Raw genomic sequence first — 15,024 nt, forward strand, 5'->3', positions numbered from 1 at the left:
TGATCGAATCATCTCTCAGAACGGGGCGTCGTCTTCGTCGTCCGGCGCCACCGGGAGCCGTGCGAAAGGGTCGCGCCGCACCGCGCCGTTAGTGGTGGCGCCGGCGCGTTCCGGGTCGCCCGCCGACTCCGAGAGCCGGGTGGCCCATGCCGGGAACGGAAACTCGACGGCCAGCGGCACCGGGATCTCCGGCTGCGAGACGAACATCGTGCCGGGCTTCGCGATTGTGGCGCGCTGGCGCTGCGACGCCGGCAGGAAGCCGTACTCGGGCCGCCCGGCCTCGGCGGGGTCGAGCCTGCCGACGACCTTCACCGAGGAGTTCGAGACGATCCGCCGCTCCACCTCGCTCGCCGTCTGCTGGGCACCGATCAGGATGATCCCCAGCGACCGGCCGCGCTCGGCGATGTCGAGCAGCACCTCCTTGATCGGGCTCGATCCCTCACGCGGCGCGTACTTGTTCAGCTCGTCGATCATCGTGAACAGCAGCCCGCCCGGTCCGGCGGCCTCCTTGCGGGCGGTCTCGGACGCGAGCACCACGCCGACGACGAACCGCTGCGCGCGCTCGGGGAGGTTGTGCAGGTCGACCACCGTGACCTGGTGCGCGTCGGTGCTCACACGACGGCCGGGTGTGTCGGTGAGGTCGCCGCGGACGATCGTGCGCAGCGGCTTGAGGCTCGAGCGCAGCCGGCGCAGGAACGCGTTGACCGTGCCGGTGCCGGTGACGGGACCTGCCCAGTCACGGCGGTCGTCCTCGTCGGTGAGCCGGTCGGAGACGAACTCCACGAGGTCGTCGTACGTGCGCAGCACCTTGCCGCCCACCGCGACGGCGCCGTCTCCGACGGCTTCCGCCTCGCGCCGCAGCCGCGCGGCGACCTGGTGGATGACCATCGTGTACTGGTTGCGCTCGTCCTCCGCGTCGGCGAAGACGTAGGGCAGCAACTCCTCGGCGCAGAACTCGGCGAGCGTCCACCAGAACGCGGTGACGCCGCTGGTGCGGCCGGTGACGTGCGGGCGTCCGGAGAGGTCGTCGGGGGTGGGCGGGGCGAAGAAGCCCGCGGACGCGAACGGCGCCGCGAGCAGGCCCAGCTTGGCGTAGGCCTCGCGCAGGTCGTCGTCGAGACGCCTGTTGGCCTGGTCGAGGAACAGCAGGTCCTCGCCCTTCACGCTGAACACCAGCGCCTTCGCGTTGACCGAGCGCCGCCCCAGCACACCGCTGCGGAAGATCGAGTACAGCAGGAAGAGCGCGAAGCTCGTCTTCGTCGCGACGCCGGAGATGCCGCTGATCGAGACGTGGCCGCCGCGGGTGCCGTCGAGGAACTCCAGGTTGACGTAGATCGGCTCGCCGTCACGTCCGAGCCCGACGGGCACCTTGAGGCTCATCTGGTCGAAGTACAGCGCCCGCGCGCGCTCCTCACCGGTGGCGCGCTGGGCGAGCGATCCGGGGGTGGGCGGGACGTAGCACTCCGGCTCCACCCGCGTGGTGGTGACCTCCGCGACCTCCTGCACGTGAGCGGGCAGCACGCCGTCGGCGATGAGGAAGACGTCGGAGCCGAAGGTGGCTCCCTCGTGCCGGGCGCGGACCTCGGTGACCACCCCGGACGTCAGCACCGGACCGATCCCCGGCACGGGACGGACGGTGACCACGACGTCGTCGAGCTGCAGGTACTGCTCGGGCGCGAGCGCCACGCTGAACTGGAGCGGGGTGGAGTCCTCGGTGCCGACGACGCGGCCGACAGGCGCTTCCTCGGACACGGTGCCTCCTCATCACTGCTGGTGGGACCCTAACCGGCCACCACGGCTCCACGACCGGGGGGCCGTGACCGTGAGCAGCCGATCGGATGACGCATTGTGTCGGGGACCGGTGGTTGGCTGTGCGCCGTCCCAACTGTCCTCGCGTTCCACTCCACTGGAGGCGCGCCATGCCGACGCGTGATGATCCGTGGCCCCCCGGCACCCCGTGCTGGGCCGACCTCGCGGTCCCCGACGTCCGGGCGGCCACGGAGTTCTACGGCCCGGTCTTCGGGTGGTCCTTCGTCGACTCGGGAGCGCAGTTCGGCCACTACCACATCGCCCGCACGCGCGACCGGGCCGCGGCCGCGATCGGGTCGCTCCAGCAGGAGGGCCAGCCGTCGTCCTGGACGGTCTATCTGGCCAGCGACGACGTCGACGCCACCGCGAAGCTCGTGGGCGCGGCCGGCGGCAGCGTGCTCATCGACCCGTTCGACGTCCCGGGCAACGGCCGCATGCTCGTCGGGCTCGACCCGTGCGGCGCCTCGTTCGGCGTCTGGCAGGCCGCGGGGCAGATCGGCATCGAGATCTACGACGAGCCGGGCTCGCTGGTCTGGGCCGAAGCCCGACTCACCGACCTCGCGGCAGGCAGGCGCTTCTATGCAGCGGTCTTCGGGCACACGTTCCAGCCGAGCCCCGCCATGCCGGGCGACTACGAGACGTTCCAGGTGGGCGGTCGGACGGCCGGCGGCATGGGTGGGAAGGTCGGTCCGGCCGGGATGCCCGCCCATTGGCTGCCCTACTTCTCCGTCGCCGACGTCGACGCCGCAGTGAGCACCACCGAGCACGGCGGCGGCGCGGTGGTCACCGGGCCACAGGACACGCTGTTCGGTCGCATGGCGGTGCTCATCGATCCGTTCGGGGCCGCGTTCGCCGTGCACGGCGAGCCCTCGCAAGAGCAGCGGGGCACCTGATCCTGGGCGGGGCGCGCTCACCCGTCGGAGCGTGCCTGCCTGGTCAGCTCCGTGATGCGCGCGTGGGCGTCCGGGTACCGGGCGAGGAGGTCGGCACGCTCGCCGAGCCGAAAGCCCGTCCAGTCGAACGGAGGCGCGGTCGTCGTACCCACCAGTGACCACTCCCCCTGCGGGCCGGAGCCCTGCCAGGTACCTGCCGGCACCACCACCTGTGGGCGTTGCCCGGCCGCGAGGTCGGGCCCGAGCACCGGTTCGTCGATCTCGCCCTCGGGATGCAGCAGGAGCAGCCGCAGCGGTGCCCCGGCGTACCAGTGGTAGGTCTCGGTGGAGTCGAGCCGGTGCAGCGCGGAGAAGTCGGGGGCCAGCAGCAGGTAGTAGATCGCCGAGGAGTGGGCGTCGAGGTGGGTGCGCCGGAACAGGCCGCCCTCGTCGGGCAGCGGCTCCAGGCCGAGCAGCGCGGCCACCCGCTCGCCCTCGGCGCGGGTCACCATGCCGGCACCGCCGACATCCCGCCGTCCACCACGAGGTCCTGCCCGGTGATCCAGCGGGCCATGGGCGAGGCCAGGAAGACGCACGCGTCGCCCACGTCGCGGCTCTCGCCGAGCGTGCCCAGCGGCGCGGCCCGCTCCCAGCTCTGCACCCCGGAGGGCCAGTCCTGCGCCAGGCCGGGGCGGTCGATCAACCCCGGCGACACCGTGTTGACCCTGATCCCGGCGCCGCCGTACTCGAGCGCCGCGCTGCGGGCGAGCATGATCGTCGCCGCCTTGGACGCGGAGTAGTGCGCGTGCCCGCCCGCCGGGCGGGTGCCCTCGACCGAGGCGATGAGCGTGATCGACCCGCCGTGTCCCGTCATCACCGCGGCCGCCGCCTGCACGGTGGCGAAGGCACCGGTGGCGTTGGCGTCGAGCACCTCGCGCCACGCCCCGACGCTCATGCCGGGAAGCGCCGTCACTGGCTGCACGCCTGCGGCGGCGACCACGGCGTCGAGCCGTCCGTACCGCTCCACGGCCACCGCCATCAGCGCCGCGCACTCCTCGGGCCGGGTGAGGTCGGCCGTGGCGGTCACGGCCTGGCCGCCCCGGTCCGCGATCCCGGCCGCCACCACTCGTGCTCGGTCCGCTCCCCGGTGGTGGTGCACGATCACGGCCGCTCCCGCGGCCGCCAGGCGCGCGGCGATGCCCGAACCGATGCCACCACTCGCTCCGGTGACGAGCCCGACGGTGCCGGAGAGGTCAGGGAGGCCACAATTCTGGCGTGGAGGCACGGCTGGAGTGTGCCGGACGGGCGGCGGAGGCATGGGCGTCCCGTCTTCGGCGCGTTGCGCAATCGTGGCACGAGTTGATCACGGTAAGTAGTCATTATCGTTGCGAACTGCACGTTTGGACGAACTGCGGGGTGTCGTGACCGCCCCTTCAGCCGAATACGTCAACCACTACTAGTCTTATTGCGTTGGATACGTCACTTGCGATTGACAGGACTCCGCGCCCGGTGACAACTCGTTCGCTGATGAGCGCACATGCGCCTGCACGTGCGAGTACTATTCGTAACACTCACACGGTAGGGGGTAGGGGAATGGCTGCTGGCGAGCTCGATCGGCTCGCAACAGGCCTCCTCGAAGGGCTGGGCAAGGAGTACTGGGGGTTCGTTCCACGGCTGGCGGGCGCCACCGTCGAGCAGCTGGGAGCCACCCGGGCGGTGGGCTGGAGCCTGGGAAGCATTCACCGTTACGACCGCACCCTGCGCGCTCTGGGGCCGCTGCGCACCCAACTGATCTGCATGAGCATCTCGCTGCACAACGGATGCCGGTACAACGCCTACGGCCACGCGTACGCGGCCGAGCTCATCTATTTCCGCAAGCGTGGACGGCTGCTTCCGATCGACCCGAAGGCTCTGTCCGAGTGGGTCGACCTGCATCCCAACGAGCTGCGCGACCGGCTGTGCGACATGCTGCAGCACGCCGACCTGCACGTCGAGGTCATCTGGATCGACCGCACGCTCGCCCTCGCCACCGGCGAGCAGGAAGCGGTCGACCAGGACGAGGCGCGCATCGCCCATCTCGTCCGCATGTTCAGCGTTCTCGACGCCGTCGCGATCGCCGGCAAGATCGAGCCGGACGAGGCCCACGACCCCATCAACAAGGACACCGCGCTCAAGGCCCGGCACGCGGCCATGCGCAGCACGATGGCGTGAGCTAGAACTGGGCGGTGCTCGCGCCCACCCGCCTCCGCACGGAGGCCCCCCACCGCGAGATCACCCGACTTCCGACGCACCCGGTCGTCGCGCTCGCGCTGACGGCCACCGCCTATCTCGCCGTATCGCTCGCGCTGCACCATCGCGTGCTGGGCGACCTGGCCGGCTCGACCACCGGCTGGACCTCCGACGCCCACCTGTTCGTCTGGTGGTTGAACTGGTTCCCCTGGGCGGCGGGCCACGGCCAGGACCCGCTGTTCACCACGTACCAGCACTACCCGACCGGCGTGAACGCGATGTGGAACACCTCGGTCCCGCTCCTCGCGTTCCTGCTGGCCCCGATCACCCTGACCGCTGGGGCGGTCGCTGCCTTCAACATCGGAATGATTCTCGGTCCGGTGGTTTCCGGGCTGGCTCTCGTACTGGCACTGCGGCCGTACATCAATCGATGGCTGCCGCGCTCAATCGCCGGGCTACTGTATGCATTCTCGCCATTTGTCGTGGCGCACAGTTCGGTCGGCCACATCAACCTCGTCTGGGCCATCCTGCCGCCCATCCTCTTGTGGGCGGTGCACGCCATCTTCGTCACGCCGGGTGCCCGTCCGGCCCGCGCGGGCATGCTGCTCGGCGGCGGATTCGCCGTACAGACCGGTATCTACTCGCAGACCGCGGCGCTCGGCGGCGTCGCACTCGTGGTCGCTGCGGCGTGCCTGGCCATCCGCAGGCCGCAGCTCGCCGCCGAGCGGATCCCGAGCGTCGCCAGGGCGGCAGCGGCGTGCGTCGCCACGTACGTGGCCCTGGTCCCCTACCCCCTCTATCTGCTGCTCGCCGGGCCGGCGCGGCCTCGCGGGCAGATCCGGGACCCGGCCACCAGCGGAGCCGACGTCGCCAACGTCGTCGTGCCGAGCCCGCTGTCCTCGTTCCGGTTCGGCACCGGGCGGCTCGGCGAGCAACTGCACTCGCATCCGGGCGAGCAGGGCGGCTACCTCGGCGTGGCACTGCTGATCGTCCTGGTCGTGGCGGTGGTTGCGCTCCGGAGCGCCCTGGTGCGGGTCACCGCGGCCGTCGGCCTGGTGCTGCTCGTGCTGTCCTTCGGGATCGACGCCGTTGTGCTCAACCACGACACCGGGATCCCGCTGCCCTGGCATCTCGTCGAGCGGGTGCCTCTGCTGGCCGAGATCGAACCCGTCCGGTTCCAGGTCTTCGTCGCGCTCTGCGCGGCCGTGATGGTCGCGGCCTGGCTCGACCACCTGGCCGACCGGCCCCCCGGCCCGGGTCGCACCGCCGCCGTGGCCGCGACGCTGCTCGCGGTCGCCACCTGGCTCCCGTCGAACTCCCAGGAATCCGTGCCGGCCACGGTCCCGGCGTTCTTCACCCGCTCCGCGCAGCAGTACCTCGACGATCACGACGTCGTCGAGACCGTCCCGAGGATCACCGGTGAATGGGTGGGCGGAGCGGATCCGCTGCTCTGGCAGGCCGCGTCCGGAATGGCGTACCGCACGACCGGCGGTTACTTCATCGGCTCCGACCCCCGTCACGACCTGCTGCTCGAGGCGCCGTCGAACCTCTACCAGGACGTCGCCGAGCAGATCACCGCCGGGCGGCCCACCTCCATGGCGGGCGCCGGCGCCGCTGCGCGCCAGCTCCGCGCGGCGGGGGTCACGGTCGTGCTCGTCGTCGACCGGCCGGGGATCGACTCCGCTCCGCTGATCGAGTGGACACGGACCGTCACCGGATCACCCGGGCGGCGCATCGACGACGCCTGGCTCTTCCCCCTGCGCCGGTGGGCCTGACGAGCCGGACAGGCGTGACAGGAGACCTCTCAACGTCACCTCGACGACCCGCTCCAGCGACGGGGTGAACTCCACCTGGCCGTGCGCGAGCTGCGGATCCTCGGCGTAGAGGGCGACCAGCGCCGGCGGCGGGTGAGCGGCCTGCCACAGGGCCGCGGCCACCCCCGTGACGACGACCATGAGATCCATGACGTCGGCCTCGGTGAGGCCCGGCAGGACCCTGCGCAGCAGCGCCGTGCCCTCCGCGAGCGACGCGAAGGCGGCGAGCTTGTACGCGCGCACGGACTCGATCGACACGTTCCGCTCCAGCGTGAGCGGGGTGTGCATCATCAGGTCGCACAGCAGCGGCCGGTCGGCGAGCGTACGGGCGATCACGCCCGCCACCCCGTCCACCGAGCCGACCGGCAGCCGCTCGAGCTCGCCGCGCATGCCCTCGACCCACTCCTGCCAGCCCTCGGCCATGAGGTGGAGGTAGATCTCCTCCCGGGTCTCGAAGTAGCGCAGCAGCGCCGACTTGTGCACGCCGACCTCGGACGCGATGTCCGCCAGGCTGACGTTGCGCACCCCTTTCCGCAGGCCCTGCGAGCGGGCGGCGGCGAGGATGGCGTCGTAACGCTGCTGCTTGTGCTCGGGGCGACGGGCACGCCGGAACGTCACCCGGTCACTTGCCATGAGCCATCACAACAGCTTGTCCAGGGTGATCGGCAGGTCCCGGACCCGCTTGCCGGTGGCGTGGTACACGGCGTTGGCGATCGCCGCCGCGACCCCGGTGATGCTGACCTCGCCGATCCCGATCAGGCCCAGCGGCATCGTGGGGTCGGGATCGCCCAGGTAGAACACGTCGATCGGCGGGATGTCGGCGTGCACCGGGACGTGGTACTCCGCGAGGTTGGCGTTCATGATGCGGCCGGTGCGCCGGTCGACGAGGCTCGCCTCCTGCAACGCCATCCCGATGCCCATCACGATTCCTCCGCGCAGCTGGCTGCTCGCGGTCTTCGCGTTGATCACCGTGCCGACGTCGAACACGCCGAGCCAGCGCGACACCCGCACCTCACCGGTGTCCGGATCGACGCGCACCTCGCAGAACTGCGCCCCCGCGGCAGCCTTCGTCCAGCGGCGGTTCTCCAGCAGGAACTTGGTCAGGAACTTTGCCTGGCCGGCGATGCTGCCCAGCCGGGTGTCGGAACCCACGGCGGCGTCGACGGACACCTGGGCGGCTCGCCCGAGGATCGCCGCGTAGGACTCGCCGCGGGCGTCGTCGGCGCGGTAGAGCCCGGCGTCCCGTGCCCGGACGTCGGACAGGCGCTGCCCTCGCAGCGGGGACTCCGCCGAGCGCGCCGCCAGGGCCAGCACCGACCGCTTCAGCTTGTCGCACGCCTCCAGGAGGCTCGCGGCCACGCTCGCGGTCTGGCCCGAGCCGCCCGCGCCCGGCCCGGTGGGGAGCGCGCTGTCCCCGTACTCCACGGTGACGGCCTCGAACGGCACGCCGAGTGCGTCCGCGGCGATCTGCCCCTGAGCCGTGGCCCCGCCCATGCCCATCTCGTGGAACCCGCACCGCACGAGGACGCTGCCGTCGGCCGAGAGCCGGACCGTGACGTTGGCCGCGAGCTGCCACGCAGGGTGGTACGCCGACGCCACGCCCATGCCGACCAGCCACCTCCCGTCGCGCATCGAGCCGGGCCGGGGCGTGCGGGCGGACCAGCCGAACAGCTCCGCCCCGCGAGCGTAGGCCTCGCGCAACGCTCGATGGGCGAACCGCTTGCCGTCGATCGGGTTCCGCTCCGGCTCGTTCCGCATCCGCAGCTCGATCGGGTCGATCCCCAGCTCGTAGGCGAGCTCGTCGACGGCGGCCTCCAGCGCGAAGGTGCCGATGGACTCGCCCGGGGCACGCATGAACGTGTTGGGCAACGTGTCGAGCGTGACCTGACGCTGCTGCACCAGGATGTTCTTCGCGTCGTAGAGGTGGCGCGACTGGGACGTCACCTGCTCCGGCCCCCCGCCCGCCCGGCCCACCTGCGTCACGCTGGTGTGGATCAGGGCGGTCATGCTGCCGTCGGTATCCGCGCCGATCGCCACCCGCTGCGTCGACGGGGTGCGTCCGCCGACGGTGCGGTAGACGCCCTCGCGGGTGAGCATCATGCGGACCGGCCGGCCGGTGACCCGCGCTGCCAGCACCGTGAGGACGGTGCCGGCCCAGATCGTGGTCTTGCCACCGAAGGCGCCGCCGACGTACGGGGAGATCACGCGCACCGCGGCCGCGGGCACGTCGAACCTCCATGCGAGCTGGTCACGCACCCACGCGACGTTCTGCGTCCCCTCGTGGACGACGAGCCGGTCGCCGTCCCATGCCGCCGTGGTGGCGTGCGGTTCGAGGGCGTTGTGATTGTGTCCCGGGGTGGTGAAGCGCAGGTCCACCGACACCGGCGCCGCGGCGAGCGCGGCCTCGGCGTCGCCCTTCTTCGCGCTGCCCGAGCTCATGGGGGTGCTCTTCTCGGGGGTGGCGTTGCCCTCCTCCGCGGCGAAGTCCACCGCAGCGGGCAGCTCCTCGTAGGACACGGAGACCAGCCGGGCGGCCTCCTGTGCCGCGTCGAGCGTCTCGGCGACGACGACGGCCACCGGCTGCCCGTTCCAGTGCACCTCGTCGGTGTTGAGGTAGTTCACCGACGTCCCCGAGGCGAGCGTGCTCAGGTTCATGTAGTTCACCGGGCGGGGCGGCTTCATCGGCGGCGCGTTGAGGTGCGTGATCACCGAGAGCACCCCCTCGACCGCGGATGCGGCCGCGGTGTCGATGCCGGTGATCCGGGCGCGGCTGACGGTCGCGAACACGAGCGCGGCGTGCGCGAGGTCGGCGTGGGGGTACTCCGCAGCGAAGTGGGCCGCGCCGGTGGTCTTGGCCGTGCCGTCGACGCGGTCGACGGGCCGGCCCACGACCGGCCCGAACGTCGTCGTCAGTGGCCGGTTCTCCACCTGGGTCATGCCGCACTCCCCTCGGTGAGCAGCTGCCGCAGCGTGGCGACGATCGTCCGCTCGGCCAGCTCGATCTTGAACGCGTTCTCGCTCTGTGCGACGGCAGGAGCGAGCTCGGCCGCCGCGGCCCGCCGGAACGACTCCTCGGTGGCCGGGGCGCCGACCAGCGCGTCCTCGGCCAGGCGGGCCCGCCAGGGCTTGGGTGCGACGCCTCCGAGCGCCAGGCGAGCCGCGCTCACGGTGCCGTCGCGGACCTCCATCGCGGCAGCGACGGACACGAGCGCGAAGGCGTAGGACGCCCGGTCCCGCACCTTGCGGTAGCGGGACGTGGCGGCCAGCGGCAGGGGCGGCAGCTCGACGGCCGTGATCAGCTCGTCGGGGGCGATCTCGGTCTCCACGTGCGGGGTGGCGTCCGGCAGCCGGTGGAACTCGACGAGCGGGATGCGCCTGCTGCCCCGGATGCTCTCCACCTCGACGACCGCGTCGAGCGCGGCCAGCGCCACGCACATGTCGGAGGGATGCGTGGCGATGCAGCTCTCGCTGGTACCGAGCACGGCGTGCCCCCGGGTGAAGCCACCCACCGCGTCGCATCCGCTGGCCGGCTCCCGCTTGTTGCAGGCGGCGGAGCGGTCGTAGAAGTACGGGCAGCGGGTGCGCTGCAGCAGGTTGCCGCCGACCGTCGCCATGTTCCGCAGCTGACCCGACGCACCGGTCAGGACAGCCTGGGACAGCACCGGGTAGCGCCCGCGGATGACCTGGTGGGCGGCCAGACGGCTGTTGCGGACGAGGGCACCGATCCGCACCCCGCCCCCCGGTAGCTCCGTGACCTCCGTGAGGGGGAGCCCCGTGATGTCGACGACCGTGTCGGGCTGCTCGATGTCCTCGCGCATGAGGTCGACGAGGTTGGTGCCGCCCCCGATGAACTTCGCCCCAGGCTCCGACGCGATGGCGCGGACCGCGGTGGCGACGTCCGGCGCGCTGACGTAGGCGAACGGCCTCATCGCGCGCCCTCCAGCAGATCGAGGTCGCCAGAGGCGACCTCCTGGATCGACTCGACGATCCCGTTGTAGGCGCCACACCGGCACAGGTTGCCGCTCATGCGCTCCCGGATCTCCTGGCCCGAGAGCTCGGCAGGCCCCGCAGCGAGATGTTCGGTGACGGCGCTCGGAACACCGGCACGATGCTCGGCGAGCATCCCGATCGCCGAGCAGATCTGCCCGGACGTGCAGTAGCCGCACTGGAACCCGTCGTTGCGGATGAAGGCCGCCTGCAGGGGATGCGGCCTGCCGTCGGCGGCGACACCCTCGATCGTGGTGATCTCGCGGCCCGCGTACTGCACGGCGAGGGTGAGGCAGGAGTTGATCCGCTCACCGTCGACGAGCACGGTGCACGCACCGCATGCTCCCTGGTTGCAGCCTTTCTTGGTGCCGGTGAGCCCGAGTTGCTCACGCAGCAGGTCGAGCAGGCTGACCCGCGGTTCCACCTCGATGGACCGGACGGTCCCGTTGATCCGCATCTGAACCTCGACCACGTGGCTCCTCCGTCTCGTCAGTGCCGCGAAAGTTAACACTACGGCGTATCGCTAACAAGTGAACGGTGGTGACTTAACTGAGAGCATCTCAGGCCCCACCGGCCACGCCGGACGGAGGGGCCACACCAGCGCCCGGGGCACGTCCCCCGGCGGGTCGTAGCGGGTGGGCACATCAGCTGGGAGAGTCGCGGGCATGTGCCGCTGGCTGGGCTACTTCGGCGACCCGATTCGCCCCGAGGAGCTGCTCTACCAGCCTGCGCGATCACTGATCGAGCAGAGCAAGCGCCACGGACCGGGCCTCTCCGCCGCCAACGCCGACGGCCACGGCCTCGGCTGGTACGGCACGGCGGACACCCCGGGCCTGTTCCGCAGCGCGTCACCGGCATGGGGCGACCGCAACCTCCGGGAGGTCAGCGCACAGATCAGCTCGCCGCTGTTCCTCGCCCACGTCCGCGCATCGACCGGGACTCCCGTGCAGCAGACCAACTGCCACCCGTTCCGGCACGGCCAGTGGATGTTCGTCCACAACGGGTTCATCGACGCCTACGACCGTCTGCGCCGCGACCTGCTCCTCCGCGTCGATCCGAAACTCTTCCCCGGGATCGAGGGCACCACCGACTCCGAGCTGATGTTCTACCTCGCGCTGACCTTCGGCCTGGCCGACGACCCGGTCGGCGGCCTCGAACGGATGGCCGGGTTCATCGAGGCGGAGGGACGACGCGCCGGCTCCGAGCACCCGCTGCAGATGACCGTCGGGATCAGCGACGGGGTGCGCCTCTACGCCGCCCGGTACGCAAGCGGAATGGAGGCGAACACGCTCTACGTCAGCTCGTCCGTCCGCGACCTCCGCCTGCTCTACCCCGCCGACGAGCGCCTTCAGCACTTCTCCGACGAGTCCCGGGTGATCGTCTCCGAGCCGCTGGTCGACCTGCCGGGGCTGTGGCGGGAAGTGCCGCCGGGCACCGCGCTGGTGGTGCAGGAGGGCGATGACCTCGAAGTGCCCTTCCATCCGTACGAGCCGTAGCCCGCGAGGCGTTGCGCTCGGTTGTCGACATCAGCCTCTACCGTCGTGAACGTGAACACGGGCAACGCGACCGGTGAGGCGGCGCCCAGGCGGCGCAACGCCGCATCGACCAGGGAGGCGATCCTGCGGTCAGCGAAGATCGCCTTCACCCGGTACGGCTACGACGGGATCGGCGTACGCGAGATCGCGCAGGGCGCCGGCGTGACGGCCATGCTGGTCAACCGCTACTTCGGCTCCAAGGAGCTGCTCTTCGCGGAGACCGTGGAGGCGGTCTTCGCCGAGCCGACCCTGCTCACGGACGACGCCGCCACGCTCAGCCGGTTCGCGGCGGCAGCGCTGGTCGGGGACGAATCACACGAAAACGATCATGTCGACGGGTTCCTGCTGATGTTGCGCTCGGTCTCGAACCCGCGTGCCGCCGACATCCTGCGCGACAGCATCGAACGGCATTTCGAGCAGCATCTGGCGGCCCTGCTGCCCGGGACGGACACCCACGAGCGTGTCGCGCTGTTCCTGTCCCTCATCGCGGGCTTCCAGCTGATGCACAACGTCCTGGGCAGTACGGCGACCACCAGGGCGGACCCTGCTGCGCTGGCGCGGCGACTGGAAGCCCTGTTCGAGCAGCTGCTGGAACAGGCTCCCGCCTGACGAACCGCCCGGACGCGGGCAGGATCATCGGCGGCTCAGTCGGCCGAGCAGATCCACTCGGTCGCCAGGTCGAGTGCGCGGCGGTGCAACGCGTCGAGATGGTGCACGGCGGCCACGGGAACCCGGGCCTCGTGCAGACGGGTGCGGCACAACGACGTGTGCCGGCGAGTCACCTGCGTGGAACGCAGCTGCTCGAGGAGTTGGTCGGTGAGTTCGTCGAGCCGTTCACGGATCGACTGCAGGTCGGGCGGGGTGGAGGGAGCTTCCTCAGGATGAGCCTGCCATCGTGCGAGCATCCCGCGCTGCACGACCTTGCTCGCGTCGATCTGACTGCGGAAGAAGCGGATCGCGAACTCCCGGTCCAGCCCCATCTGGGCCGCCCGGCGGCCGGCCTCGGCGAGCACCTGCCGCTCCCGGAGCAGATCCTCCACGGGGGCTCCCGACCGGTACTTCGTCGCGGCCACGTCGTCACTCACGAGAATGCGCTGGACAGCGAGATCGACCAACGAACCGAAGTCATCGAGTTCGACGGGGGAGTCGACAGACATGCCAGTTCCCTTACCCAATCTTGAGGGTTTCTTTGGATTCGACCGACTTCCCCGTCGGGGTGGGTGCGCACCACACCGGACGCGAATCAGTCACTCTCGCATGCTAGCGCCGGGCCTACCCGCGAGAATCAGAGCCGATCGTGATCCCCGCCATTCGGCGAGGCCGGCCGCCGGAAAGGCGCCGTACGGGTCCTTTCATTTCTCAGCAGATCCCCAGCTACCGACGGCCCGACGTGTGCCGCACCTCCGCCATCCGACCCGACTCTGCCACCTCCATCGCCCGGCTCGGTAGCCGATGTCCACCGGTCCATCGTGAAAGGCCTTGGACCACTCGCGCGTCGGCCCGATCGTGCCGGATTCCTGCAGTGATCACGTGCCCGCACGGATTTACTCAGAACAGCGGCAACCCGGGGTCGAGGCCGAGCCGGACCCGTCCGGCGACCTCGAAGAACACCGCCGAATGGTTGGCGTGTTGAACAGCCACCATCCCGTCGCGGAACAGCCTTTCCAGCACGGTGCCGCGGTAGATCGCGGACGAGCTCGCCAGCTCGTACACGGCCTCGATGACCTCCCTGCCGACGCGCGCGGCGTGACTCATGGCCGCTCGGAACTCCGCCCGCTTCTCGACCGTCACCGGCGTGCGCTTCTCGGCGGCGGCATCGAGATCGCGCGCCACGGACAGGAGCAACTGACGCGCGGCAGCGACGGCCGCCTCGGAGCCGGCGAGCGTCGACTGCGTCCGAGCCTGTTCGGCAAGGAGCGGACCGAACGGAGTGCGCTTACCCGGTGCGAGGCGGACGAACTCGTCGATCGCGGCCTGCGCGACCCCGAGCACGATGGCGCTGCATCCCGGGAACACCAGCGCCGGGATGAAGCCGCTGTAGGGGAACTCGTCGATCCGGGGCCTCGCGTCCAGCCGCGCCGCGAGTTCGGACGGCACGAACGCGTCCTCCACGGTGACGTCGTTGCTGCCGGTCCCCCGCAGACCGCTGCTGTCCCAGGTGTCGTGGATGACGAACTGCGCGCGGGTCAGTGCGAACAGCCGCATGTCCGGTGCCCCGGCATCGCCGGGCGAGTTCCCCGCTCGGGTCACCGCGGCGAGCACGACCAACCAGTCGGCGGCGGCGATCCCGCTGACGAGCTTCCAATGACCGGAGACCCGGTATCCCCCGTCCACGGGCACGGCCGTGCCGGGTCTGCCCGCGTTTGCCAGCAGGGGCTCCTGGCCGCAGCCCCAGATCCGGGAGACCCCCGCCTCGTCCAGCAGTGCCGCGATGAACCCGAAGTTGGCGTTCCAGACGACCCAGGCCGTGGATGCGTCGATACGGGCGAGGTTCTCGTACGCCGCAAGCACGGTGACCAGCGACGCCTGCTGACCGCCCACCACGCGGGGGGTCAGGAGCCGGAACGCGCCGCATTCACGGAGCTCGTCATACAGCTCGTCCGGCAGCCGGCGCTGAGCGTCGGCCTTCTCGACGGAGGCGTCGATCGTGTGCCTGAGCAGTTTCGGAATGCGACCCGGGTCGAGTGCCGACGGGCGGTGCATGGGCACGCTGATCTCCCTCATGCAGGTACGGGGCCTCTACGCTACAGATTCCGCGAACCAGCAGAACGGGTGACA

General features: G+C 70.9%; 14 protein-coding genes. 5 read left to right on the forward strand and 9 right to left on the reverse strand.

The window, feature by feature from the left end:
* Positions 1-15 precede the first annotated feature (15 nt).
* The gene (locus tag ACQPZQ_RS33435) at positions 16-1,752 is read right to left on the reverse strand and encodes an ATP-binding protein (protein ID WP_433287496.1); all 1,737 of its coding nucleotides are present in this window, start codon (positions 1,750-1,752) and stop codon (positions 16-18) included.
* Between the two features lie 167 nt (positions 1,753-1,919).
* Here ACQPZQ_RS33435 and ACQPZQ_RS33440 point away from each other — a divergent pair, with 167 nt between their 5' ends.
* On the forward strand, positions 1,920-2,702 hold the full coding sequence (locus ACQPZQ_RS33440; RefSeq protein ID WP_433287498.1) for a VOC family protein: 783 nt from the start codon (positions 1,920-1,922) through the stop codon (positions 2,700-2,702).
* A 17-nt stretch (positions 2,703-2,719) separates the two neighbouring features.
* Here ACQPZQ_RS33440 and ACQPZQ_RS33445 read toward each other — a convergent pair whose 3' ends face one another.
* Positions 2,720-3,193 (reverse strand): cupin domain-containing protein, encoded by a 474-nt coding sequence (locus ACQPZQ_RS33445; RefSeq protein WP_433287500.1) that lies wholly within the window; start codon positions 3,191-3,193, stop codon positions 2,720-2,722.
* On the reverse strand, positions 3,187-3,966 hold the full coding sequence (locus ACQPZQ_RS33450) for an SDR family NAD(P)-dependent oxidoreductase (protein WP_433287502.1): 780 nt from the start codon (positions 3,964-3,966) through the stop codon (positions 3,187-3,189). The genes ACQPZQ_RS33445 and ACQPZQ_RS33450 overlap by 7 nt, the downstream gene beginning before the upstream one ends.
* A 308-nt stretch (positions 3,967-4,274) precedes the next feature.
* Here ACQPZQ_RS33450 and ACQPZQ_RS33455 point away from each other — a divergent pair, with 308 nt between their 5' ends.
* Both ACQPZQ_RS33455 and ACQPZQ_RS33460 read left to right on the forward strand, forming a co-directional pair.
* On the forward strand, positions 4,275-4,892 hold the full coding sequence (locus tag ACQPZQ_RS33455; protein WP_433287504.1) for a hypothetical protein: 618 nt from the start codon (positions 4,275-4,277) through the stop codon (positions 4,890-4,892).
* Between the two features lie 14 nt (positions 4,893-4,906).
* On the forward strand, positions 4,907-6,685 hold the full coding sequence (locus ACQPZQ_RS33460) for a hypothetical protein (protein ID WP_433287506.1): 1,779 nt from the start codon (positions 4,907-4,909) through the stop codon (positions 6,683-6,685).
* Here ACQPZQ_RS33460 and ACQPZQ_RS33465 read toward each other — a convergent pair.
* From ACQPZQ_RS33465 to ACQPZQ_RS33480, 4 genes are read right to left on the reverse strand one after another with little or no spacing between them, the layout of a single operon-like run.
* A complete protein-coding gene (locus ACQPZQ_RS33465) occupies positions 6,629-7,357 on the reverse strand; it encodes a TetR family transcriptional regulator (protein ID WP_433287508.1) in 729 nt (242 codons plus the stop codon). The genes ACQPZQ_RS33460 and ACQPZQ_RS33465 overlap by 57 nt on opposite strands.
* Positions 7,358-7,363: 6 nt before the next feature.
* Positions 7,364-9,661, reverse strand: coding sequence for a xanthine dehydrogenase family protein molybdopterin-binding subunit (locus tag ACQPZQ_RS33470; protein WP_433287510.1), 2,298 nt, complete (start codon positions 9,659-9,661; stop codon positions 7,364-7,366).
* Positions 9,658-10,653, reverse strand: coding sequence for an FAD binding domain-containing protein (locus tag ACQPZQ_RS33475; RefSeq protein WP_433287512.1), 996 nt, complete (start codon positions 10,651-10,653; stop codon positions 9,658-9,660). Before ACQPZQ_RS33475 ends, ACQPZQ_RS33470 begins: the two co-directional genes overlap by 4 nt.
* The gene (locus tag ACQPZQ_RS33480; protein WP_344717932.1) at positions 10,650-11,183 is read right to left on the reverse strand and encodes a 2Fe-2S iron-sulfur cluster-binding protein; all 534 of its coding nucleotides are present in this window, start codon (positions 11,181-11,183) and stop codon (positions 10,650-10,652) included. Before ACQPZQ_RS33480 ends, ACQPZQ_RS33475 begins: the two co-directional genes overlap by 4 nt.
* Before the next feature lie 193 nt (positions 11,184-11,376).
* Here ACQPZQ_RS33480 and ACQPZQ_RS33485 point away from each other — a divergent pair, with 193 nt between their 5' ends.
* Entirely contained in the window at positions 11,377-12,207 is an 831-nt protein-coding gene (locus ACQPZQ_RS33485; RefSeq protein ID WP_433287514.1) for a class II glutamine amidotransferase, read from the forward strand.
* A 51-nt stretch (positions 12,208-12,258) separates the two neighbouring features.
* Positions 12,259-12,855, forward strand: a complete 597-nt coding sequence (locus ACQPZQ_RS33490) for a TetR/AcrR family transcriptional regulator (protein WP_433287516.1) — start codon at positions 12,259-12,261, stop codon at positions 12,853-12,855.
* A gap of 35 nt (positions 12,856-12,890) precedes the next feature.
* Here the strand turns inward: ACQPZQ_RS33490 and ACQPZQ_RS33495 are convergent, their stop codons facing one another.
* Both ACQPZQ_RS33495 and ACQPZQ_RS33500 read right to left on the reverse strand, forming a co-directional pair.
* Positions 12,891-13,403: a chorismate mutase gene (locus ACQPZQ_RS33495; RefSeq protein ID WP_433287518.1), complete on the reverse strand. Its 513-nt coding sequence runs from the start codon at positions 13,401-13,403 to the stop codon at positions 12,891-12,893.
* A 391-nt stretch (positions 13,404-13,794) separates the two neighbouring features.
* Entirely contained in the window at positions 13,795-14,970 is a 1,176-nt protein-coding gene (locus ACQPZQ_RS33500; RefSeq protein WP_433287520.1) for an acyl-CoA dehydrogenase family protein, read from the reverse strand.
* Positions 14,971-15,024: the final 54 nt, after the last annotated feature.

It is taken from the genome of Pseudonocardia sp. CA-142604 (assembly GCF_050948475.1).
In the GTDB taxonomy this organism is placed as follows: domain Bacteria; phylum Actinomycetota; class Actinomycetes; order Mycobacteriales; family Pseudonocardiaceae; genus Pseudonocardia; species Pseudonocardia alaniniphila.